Raw genomic sequence first — 8,605 nt, forward strand, 5'->3', positions numbered from 1 at the left:
AGAGCACAACTGAGATTGCTGAAAATAGGGCTCATTAGAGCGTGATTCCGTATTGGATAAAAGCGTGTTTACGGTGTGGTGCCGCAGTTGTGATCAGCAGAATAATTTTTGCCTATCAGTTTTATAGATATAATCGAATTTATCTATTTTTGGTGCGCGGTTAAGGTGAAAGCCAGCAATGAGGATTGAGGGCAAATACCATGAAAAAAACTCTGAGCTTTGCCGTGATGCATTTCAGCGTGGCCTTTGCCGTGGCTTATATACTGACCGGCAGTGTATTGATCGGTGGGCTGTTAGCCCTGGTTGAGCCAGCAGTGAACACGGTGGCGTTTTACTTCCACGAGCAATTTTGGCAGCGGCTGCAGTCATCCAGACCGCAGCCAGCGGAGGTGTTATCCGTTTAACAGATGCTGTATCAGTGCCACCACGATACCGACGGCAACCAGGGGCAGTATCCAGCGGCTGATCCGCTGTTGCTGCTCAGGGCTTGCCCGCGGCGCGTATTTTTCAATTAGTGGCACAAGCAAAAACAGCGAGATAAATATCGCCGCAACAAGGGCTAGCATGGTAGCCATAGCGTCGCCTCTCCTTTATTTAAAACGCCTACTGGCCGCGCCACTTTACCTGGTAGAGGTCGTGACGTCGGTCGCGAAGATTCTGCACGGTGCCACTATTGCGGGCGACGTGCAGGCTTTCTGGTCGCAGGTCTGCAATGGCAACGGTTTCGACATTGGGCGTGGTGTCAGCGGCAATACCGTCGCGGGCAAAGGAGAAATCGCAGGGTGTCAGTATGCAGCTCTGTGCATACTGAATATCCATATTCGCCACGTTGGGAAGGTTGCCGACATTGCCCGACATCACGACATAGATTTGGTTTTCCACCGCCCGTGCCTGACAACAGTAGCGTACGCGCATATAGCTCTGGCGTTCGTCTGTGCAAAACGGCACGAACAGGATCTGAGCGCCCTGGTTCACGAGATGGCGTGATAATTCGGGGAATTCCGAGTCGTAACAGATCAATACGCCAATGGGGCCGCAGTCGGTGTCGATAGTATTCAGGCTGCTGCCGCCCTCAATATTCCACCAATACGCCTCGTTGGGGGTCGGGTGGATTTTCGGTTGCTCGTCGATGCGGCCATCGCGATGAAAGACATAGGAGATATTTTCCACCCGTCCATTGGCGACGCGGGTAGGGTGGGAGCCGCCGATAATATTGATGTTGTAGCGCACGGCGAGGTCTTGCATGGCTTCGCAGTAGCGCGGCGTGTATTTGGTCAGGGCTTCAATGGATTCCGCTGGGCTGAGCTCTTGGTCTTCAATGGAAAGGAGCTGGAGGGTAATCAGCTCAGGGAAGACCACAAAATCCGCTTTGTAGTCGGCGACGACATCGACGAAGTATTCCACGAAGGACATGAATTCCGCGAACGACTGCACTTTGCGCTGCATGTATTGCACTGTGCCAACGCGCACGGTATCCGCCTGCCTGCCACCAAATTCGCTGGTTTGGGTGATATAGGCGTCTCTGGCGATCTTCGGGTTGTGCCATACCAGGTGGGCGCCAAAGCCCAGCGAGTCGCGGTCGGCGCTGAGGTAGTTTTCAACCACGCCCAAAACCTCAAAACCGTTGCCAATCTGGAATGACAGTACCGGGTCGCGCACCTGTTTTTGCATTACAGCGTCAAGGTAGGCTTCGGCACTGCCGAAACGGCGCAAACGCTTGGCCAGCCCTGGCAGGCGACCGACAAAAACAATGCCCTTCAGCGACAGGGACTCGCAGAGTTTTTTACGGGCATTGTAGAGCCGTTGGCCAATGCGATAACCGCGCACACTTTTGTCGACACACACCTCCATGCCATACAGCCATTCGCCATTGGGGTCGTGCCGGGTGCCGTAGCCATTGGCCGTTATCGACTCCCATGTGTGGGGCTGCAGGCATACTTTACCGCTGACGCGAAACGTGGCGCAGTAGCCGACGATGTCTTCGTCGAGGGTGACCACAAACTTCCCCTCCGGGAAGTGGCTGAGCTGACCGCGCAGTTCCGCCGGTGAGTAGGGGTCGATGCCGGTGCCCTGATACACCCGACGGGACAAATTGACGATGCCCGGAATATCGCCGCGTTGGGCGGTTCTTACATGCAGCCGTTTGCCCGAGGCGGTGAGCTTTTCGCCGCCTCGTGAAGCCGATTTTGCCATTCTATGATCTCGCTAGCGTACGGGAAGGTGGAAACTATTCACTGGTTTTCGCGCTGGACGCACGGCGCTTCGCAGGCGTTTTACGGGCGGATGGCTTGGCCTTGGTTTGGGTTTTGCTCTCCGAGTCGCGCTTGGTTGCCAAGCCGCTGACTGTTTTCAACAGGCGAGTGGTCATATCCAGCGTTTTCATGCCCTCGGTGAAAGCCGTTTTGGCGATTTGCTGCACCATCTCCGTATCGCCTTCGGTGATGCGTTTTTGCACAGAGTCCCAAATAGGCTGCATATCGGGCAGGCCGACTAAGCGCCGCAGCTCTTCGGGTTCGATCTCCAGTTCTAAATGTACTTTCATTCAAGGTGCTCCTTGTGGATATGCTGAGTATGCCACTGGCAAAGCAAGGGTCAATCACCTGTTGTTCGCGAATCGCATTATTTTTGTAGCTGTCTCAAAACGTACTGCAAAATGCCGCCGCAGCGGAAGTATTCGGCCTCTTGCAGGGTGTCGATCCGGCTGTGGGCAAGCACCTCATGACGACTGCCGTCGGCCCGCGACAGAACAACTCGCACGGCTTGCTTGGGCGTTAATTCAGCGTCGCAGGGAATCAAATCAACCTCTTCCAAGCCATTGAGATCAAGCATGGTCAAGGAAACTTCACCGTCCAGTTCAAGCGGTAAAACACCCATACCAATCAGGTTGGAGCGGTGAATGCGCTCAAAGCTCTCTGCAATCACGGCGCGAACGCCCAATAGCAATGTGCCTTTGGCAGCCCAGTCCCGGCTAGAGCCCGTGCCGTATTGTTTGCCGGCGATAATAACCAGTGGCGTGTTGGTCGCGCGGTACTTTTCTGCCGCTGCGAAAATGGTGGTGACATCCTCACCATTGGGGGCCAGTGTAAAGCCGCCTTCTTTCTCGACCATGCGATTGTTCAGCCGGGTATTGGCGAAGGTGCCTCGCAGCATCACTTCGTGGTTGCCCCGCCGCGAGCCATAGGAGTTAAAGTCAGCAGGCTCGATACCCAGGCTTTGTAGGTAGTGGCCGGCGGGACTGTCGTCGGCGATTTTACCCGCTGGCGAAATATGGTCGGTGGTGATGCTGTCGCCAAATACGCCAAGTATTCTGCCGTTGCGCAAGGCATCGAGCTGTTGCTTGGGGGCGGCGATATCGCTAAAGAAACCAGGCAGGCGAATATAACTGGAGTCATCTTGCCAGTGGTACGTCTGCCCGGTGGGGGCGTCGAGCTGGCGCCATTCCTCGGTGCCTTTAAAAACGTCGTCGTAGGCCTCTCGATACATGCCACCGCTGACGATTTTGCGCACCTCATGGATTTCTGCGGTGGTCGGCCACAGGTCTCGCAGAAACACCGGTTGTTCCTTGCTGTCGTGCGCGATGGGGTCGTTTTGCAGGTCGATCAAACTGGTACCGGCCAGCGCGAAGGCGACAACCAGCGGCGGTGAAGCCAGCCAGCTCGCTTTAATTTGCGGGTGAATGCGGCCCTCGAAGTTTCGGTTGCCGGAGAGCACCGCCGACACCAGCATATCGCCGTCGTCGATGGCTTTGGCAACAGGTTCCGGCAGCGGACCGGAATTGCCGATACAGGTGGTGCAGCCGTAGCCAACGATATCAAAGCCCAGTGAATCCAAATCGTCTTGCAGGCCGCTATCGGCCAGATACTGGCTGACAACTTTGGAGCCGGGGGCCAGGGAGGTTTTCACCCAGGGTTTAACGCGAAGACCGCGCTCGCGGGCTTTGCGTGCCAGCAGCCCAGCGGCGATCATCACGTCAGGGTTGGACGTGTTGGTGCAGCTGGTAATCGCCGCCAACACAACATCGCCGTGCTGCAGGGGTTGGTTCATGTCCGGGATGGGTGTCTGCTGATCGAGGTCGCGCCCCTGCAATTCAATATAGTCGCGCATTGCCTGGCCTAATTGAGGCAGTGCGACGCGGTCCTGTGGCCGACTGGGGCCAGCCAGGCTGGGTTCAACAGCGCTCAGGTCGAGGCTCAATGTGGTGGTAAATACCGGTTTGTCGCCAGCGGAGCGCCACAGCCCCTGCGCTTTGCAATAGGCCTCTGTCAGCGCAATAGTGTCGGCGCTGCGGCCGGAGAGCTTCATGTAGGCCAGAGTGGCGTCGTCGACGGGAAAGTAACCACAAGTGGCGCCGTACTCGGGTGCCATATTGGCGATGGTCGCCCGGTCGGCAACGCTCAGTTCGCCGAGGCCGTCGCCGAAAAATTCCACAAACTTGCCAACAACGCCCTGTTTGCGCAGTAGCTCCACCACGGTCAGCACCAGGTCGGTGGCGGTAACCCCCTCGCGAAGGGCGCCGCGCATTTCAAAACCGACAACATCGGGAACCAGCATGGAATAGGGCTGGCCCAGCAGCGCCGCTTCGGCTTCTATACCGCCCACTCCCCAGCCCAATACGCCCAGGCCATTGACCATCGGGGTGTGGCTGTCGGTGCCCAGGACGGTGTCGGGATAGGCGAGAGGGCCGTCGTCATCCTGCCCTTGAAATACCACCTGCGCTAAGTATTCGAGATTAACCTGATGGCAAATACCTGTGCCCGGTGGCACAACATTGAAGTTTTCAAAGGCGGACTGCCCCCACTTTAAAAACCGGTAGCGCTCGACATTGCGCTGCATTTCCTTGCTAACATTTTCCTGGAAGGCCTGGGCGGAGCCAAATTGGTCGACGGTCACCGAGTGGTCGATAACCAAGTCCACGGGGATTTGCGGGTTGATTACCGACACGTCGCCACCGCGCTGGGCGACGGCATCGCGCATGGCCGCCAGATCGACTATGGCAGGCACCCCTGTGAAGTCCTGCATGAGTACACGTGCCGGCGAGAAGTTGACATCGGCGCCGCCGCTGGCCTTATCCGCCCATTGGCACAGGGTGTCGATGATGTGCTCGTCGACCTGCGCGCCGTCGAAGTGACGCAACTGATTTTCCAGCAAAATTTTAAGCGACTTGGGCAATCGCTCAACGCCGGGTGAATCGAGTTTTTTTAGGTCGTAATAGCGAAAGTGTTTTCCTGAACAAGTCAGCTCAGAGAGCCATGATTCCCTACTTTTCATTACCGCCCCCTCAATCGTGTGATAACGCCAGTGCAGGCCTAATGCTTTGACTACAACCCTAGCACAAGGTTGCGTGGATGAAAGCGGCTTACCTTGCCGCGCCGCCGCTAAAGCATCGCGTTTTTCAGGTCGCGACGGCGGGGGCGAAGGTGTAAGCTTGCAGGCGTTTTGCCCTGTTGTGGGGCGTGATAATGGAAAGCGGCGAGGATGCTATGACAGTAATTGAAAACACCATCAACGGACTGATGAGCAGTAGTCCAGCACAGTCGGAGTTCTACCAGGCCGTCGAGGAGGTGTTGGAGTCGCTGGAGCCGTTGTTGGAGAAGGAGCGTCGCTACACTGAACACAGCATTATCGAGCGGATGGTCGAGCCAGAAAGACAAATTATGTTCCGGGTGCCCTGGGTCGACGACGCTGGCTGCGTGCAGGTAAACAAGGGGTATCGCATCGAATTCAACTCGGCGCTGGGGCCCTACAAAGGCGGCTTGCGCTTTCACCCGTCGGTAAATGCAGGGATTATCAAATTCCTCGGCTTTGAGCAGATATTTAAAAATGCCCTGACGGGCCTGGAAATTGGCGGGGGCAAAGGGGGCGCGAATTTTAACCCCAAGGGCCGCTCGGATCGCGAGATCATGCGATTTTGCCAGTCGTTTATGACGGAGTTATACCGCCATATCGGCCCTCACACCGACGTTCCCGCGGGGGATATTGGCGTTGGTGCGCGTGAAATTGGCTATATGTTTGGTCAGTACAAGCGGCTGACAGGTCGCTACGAGGGTGTGCTTACTGGCAAGGGGCCCCTGTGGGGAGGCTCGTTGGGACGGCGCGAGGCCACCGGTTATGGCTGTGTGTATTTTGCGCAAACGATGATGAAGGCCCACGACGAGAGCCTGGAAGGGAAAACCTGTTTAGTTTCCGGTGCGGGCAACGTGGCGATTCACACCATTGAAAAACTCCGCCAGATTGGCGCCCGTCCAGTGAGCTGCTCCGATTCCACGGGCACCTTGTACGACGCTCACGGCATCGATGTGGAAATTTTGAAACAGATCAAATTGGAGCGGCGGGAGTCCCTTGAGGCCTACCTGCACGAGTTTCCCAAAGCCGAATTCACGCCGATTGATGATTACCCCGAAGACGGTCACGCGGTATGGCGAATGGAGGGCGAGGTCGCCTTTCCCTGTGCAACGCAGAACGAATTGACGGCGGCCGATGCCCAGGCGCTATTGGCTAACGGTTGCCTGTGCGTCTGCGAGGGGGCCAATATGCCTTGCGAGCCTGCGGCGGCGGAGTTATTGATGCGAGAGGAAATCCTCTACGGCCCGGGTAAAGCTGCCAATGCCGGTGGCGTGAGCGTCAGTCAGTTTGAGATGAGCCAGAATGCCAGCATGCGTCGTTGGACTTTTGAACAAGTGGACGAGCGACTGCAGCAAGTGATGGCGGATATTTATGCCCGCTGTAGTGCGGCAGCGAAGGAATTTGGCGAGCCGGAGAACTTGGTTGTGGGGGCAAATATTGCGGGCTTTCGCCGCGTCGCTGATGCGATGATTGAGCAGGGTGTGGTGTAAGGGCACAGGGTAGCGGTGCAGGGCAATCTTGCCGTGGAGGATAAATGTCTTCAGTAATCGTGTTTCTCGATTTTTTTGGTATCGCGGTGTTTGCGATGTCGGGTGCACTGACCGCCGGCCACAAGCAGCTGGATATATTCGGCGTACTGGTTGTGGCCCTGATCGCCTGCCTGGGCGGCGGCACGCTGCGCGATGTGATCCTCGGCGCGCACCCTGTGATATGGGTGGCTAACCCCGCCTATCTCTATGTGGGCATTAGCGCAGCGATGGTGGTTTTTGTGCTGGCGAGATTTGTGAGGCTACCGCTGCGCACGCTGGAAGTGTGCGATGCGATCGGGCTGGCCTTCTTCACCTTGGCAGGCTTGCAAAAAGCGCAGTCACTGGGTCACAGCGCTGATATCGCCTTGTTGATGGGCCTGATGACAGGGGTTGCAGGCGGTATTCTTCGCGACGTGTTATGCAACGAAATCCCGCTGATATTTCAGCGGGAAATATACGCAACCGCGGCGATCGCCGGTGGCGCGCTGTTCCTGGTTTTACAGGGGCTAGGCGTTGCGGGCAGCGTTGCCCTGTTTTTGGCCATGGCCACCATACTTATACTGCGCCTAACAGGCGTGTTTTTTGGTCTGTCGCTGCCGCGCTTCCTGCTGAGCAAGCCTTAGCGATCAAGCTGCTGGTGGCGGTATTGCGCTGGCGTGAGCTGCGTCCAGTTTTTAAAGGCGCGACTAAAGGCACTCTGCTCTGAAAATCCCAGTAGCGCCGCCACTTCACCGAGCTGCAGCCGTGGGTCGGCCAGATAATCTTCGGCCAGTTGCTGGCGGGTCTGTTGAAGAAGCTGTCGAAAGTTGCAGCCTTCTGCGGCAAGTTTTCGGTGGAGGTGGCGCACCGAGACATGCAGGTTGTCGGCGATGCGCTCGGCGCTGGGTGGCCCCTGGCGCAGTTGGCTAACCAAACGCTGCCTGACGATATTTGCCAGCTCCTGGCCCTGCGGTGCTTCAAGGCTGTTTAAGAGTTTCCGCGCCTGGCCCTCCAGCACCTCGATGAGAGCAGGGTCGGCGGTGCGCAGCGGGGTACTGAGCAGGTCCAGCGAGATACTCACCCGCGTTTGGCTGTGGCCGAAGCTCACCGGGCAGGCAAACCACTGCTGGTATGGCTGCACATTTGCGGGGGCCGGGTTAATAAACTCGACCTTTAGCGGCGCGGCGTCTGGCTGATTGGTGATGTCCCGGCAAAACTGCAGCAGGGCCGCAATGGCAGTCTCGTCGACCAGGGCGCCGGGCCTGCCATTCTCGGCACTCCAACACAAGTCAATGTAGTCACCGCAGTCCACGCGCTGCATGGGGTTCACGTCGTAGATCAATTGGTGGTAGCGCTCCAGGCGTTGCAGCGCGCCGGCAACACTGCCACAGGCCAGCAGTACATAGCCGAGAATTCCCAGGTGACGGGGGGTAATACGTTGTCCCAGGTGCAGGCCTAGCAGCGGGTCATCAAGAGCAGCTGACGCGCGCTGCAGGTAGTCGCGCCAGCGCAATACCGGAAAGCGACCCATGCCTTGCGGCGCGGGTTCACCGAGTAGCTGTTGCGCATCAATCTGGTGTTCGGCCAAATGCTCGTAGAGCAATTGAACATAGGTGTGGGGCACCACGGCGTTTTGAAGTCGGGTCTGGGGCATTGCGGCACCTTAACATGTCCGAAATGGTCAAATACATGTCGTGTGGCGTCAATCATAATGCCTCGGCAGCGGGAATAATAGCGACAAAAACGGAGTCCCT

8 protein-coding genes are annotated in these 8,605 nt (G+C 57.1%); 3 read left to right on the forward strand and 5 right to left on the reverse strand.

The genetic code is table 11. The features are described 5' to 3' along the window. The first annotated feature begins 200 nt into the window (after positions 1–200). Complete coding sequence (locus AC2Q8J_RS16455; RefSeq protein WP_027873667.1) at positions 201–404, forward strand: DUF2061 domain-containing protein; 204 nt, start codon at positions 201–203, stop codon at positions 402–404. Here AC2Q8J_RS16455 and AC2Q8J_RS16460 read toward each other — a convergent pair. From AC2Q8J_RS16460 to acnA, 4 genes are all read right to left on the reverse strand, one after another. Next, positions 393–575, reverse strand: a complete 183-nt coding sequence (locus tag AC2Q8J_RS16460) for a hypothetical protein (protein WP_027873668.1) — start codon at positions 573–575, stop codon at positions 393–395. The two genes, AC2Q8J_RS16455 and AC2Q8J_RS16460, sit on opposite strands and share 12 nt — an antisense overlap. 28 nt (positions 576–603) lie before the next feature. Next, on the reverse strand, positions 604–2,193 hold the full coding sequence (locus AC2Q8J_RS16465; protein ID WP_027873669.1) for a carbon-nitrogen hydrolase family protein: 1,590 nt from the start codon (positions 2,191–2,193) through the stop codon (positions 604–606). Between the two features lie 34 nt (positions 2,194–2,227). Then, the gene (locus tag AC2Q8J_RS16470; protein ID WP_036256002.1) at positions 2,228–2,542 is read right to left on the reverse strand and encodes a hypothetical protein; all 315 of its coding nucleotides are present in this window, start codon (positions 2,540–2,542) and stop codon (positions 2,228–2,230) included. Positions 2,543–2,619: 77 nt separating this feature from the next. Next, positions 2,620–5,268, reverse strand: coding sequence for an aconitate hydratase AcnA (acnA, locus tag AC2Q8J_RS16475; RefSeq protein WP_204995888.1), 2,649 nt, complete (start codon positions 5,266–5,268; stop codon positions 2,620–2,622). A gap of 212 nt (positions 5,269–5,480) precedes the next feature. On the opposite strand from acnA, the gene gdhA reads away from it, so the two are divergent. Next, a complete protein-coding gene (gene gdhA, locus AC2Q8J_RS16480; RefSeq protein ID WP_486451822.1) occupies positions 5,481–6,833 on the forward strand; it encodes an NADP-specific glutamate dehydrogenase in 1,353 nt (450 codons plus the stop codon). 44 nt (positions 6,834–6,877) lie between these two features. Further along, positions 6,878–7,495, forward strand: coding sequence for a trimeric intracellular cation channel family protein (locus AC2Q8J_RS16485; RefSeq protein ID WP_286695832.1), 618 nt, complete (start codon positions 6,878–6,880; stop codon positions 7,493–7,495). Here the strand turns inward: AC2Q8J_RS16485 and AC2Q8J_RS16490 are convergent. Continuing rightward, the gene (locus tag AC2Q8J_RS16490; protein WP_486451823.1) at positions 7,492–8,505 is read right to left on the reverse strand and encodes an AraC family transcriptional regulator; all 1,014 of its coding nucleotides are present in this window, start codon (positions 8,503–8,505) and stop codon (positions 7,492–7,494) included. The genes AC2Q8J_RS16485 and AC2Q8J_RS16490 overlap by 4 nt on opposite strands. Positions 8,506–8,605: the final 100 nt, after the last annotated feature.

The sequence above is a fragment of the Spongiibacter sp. C9W genome (assembly GCF_057370015.1).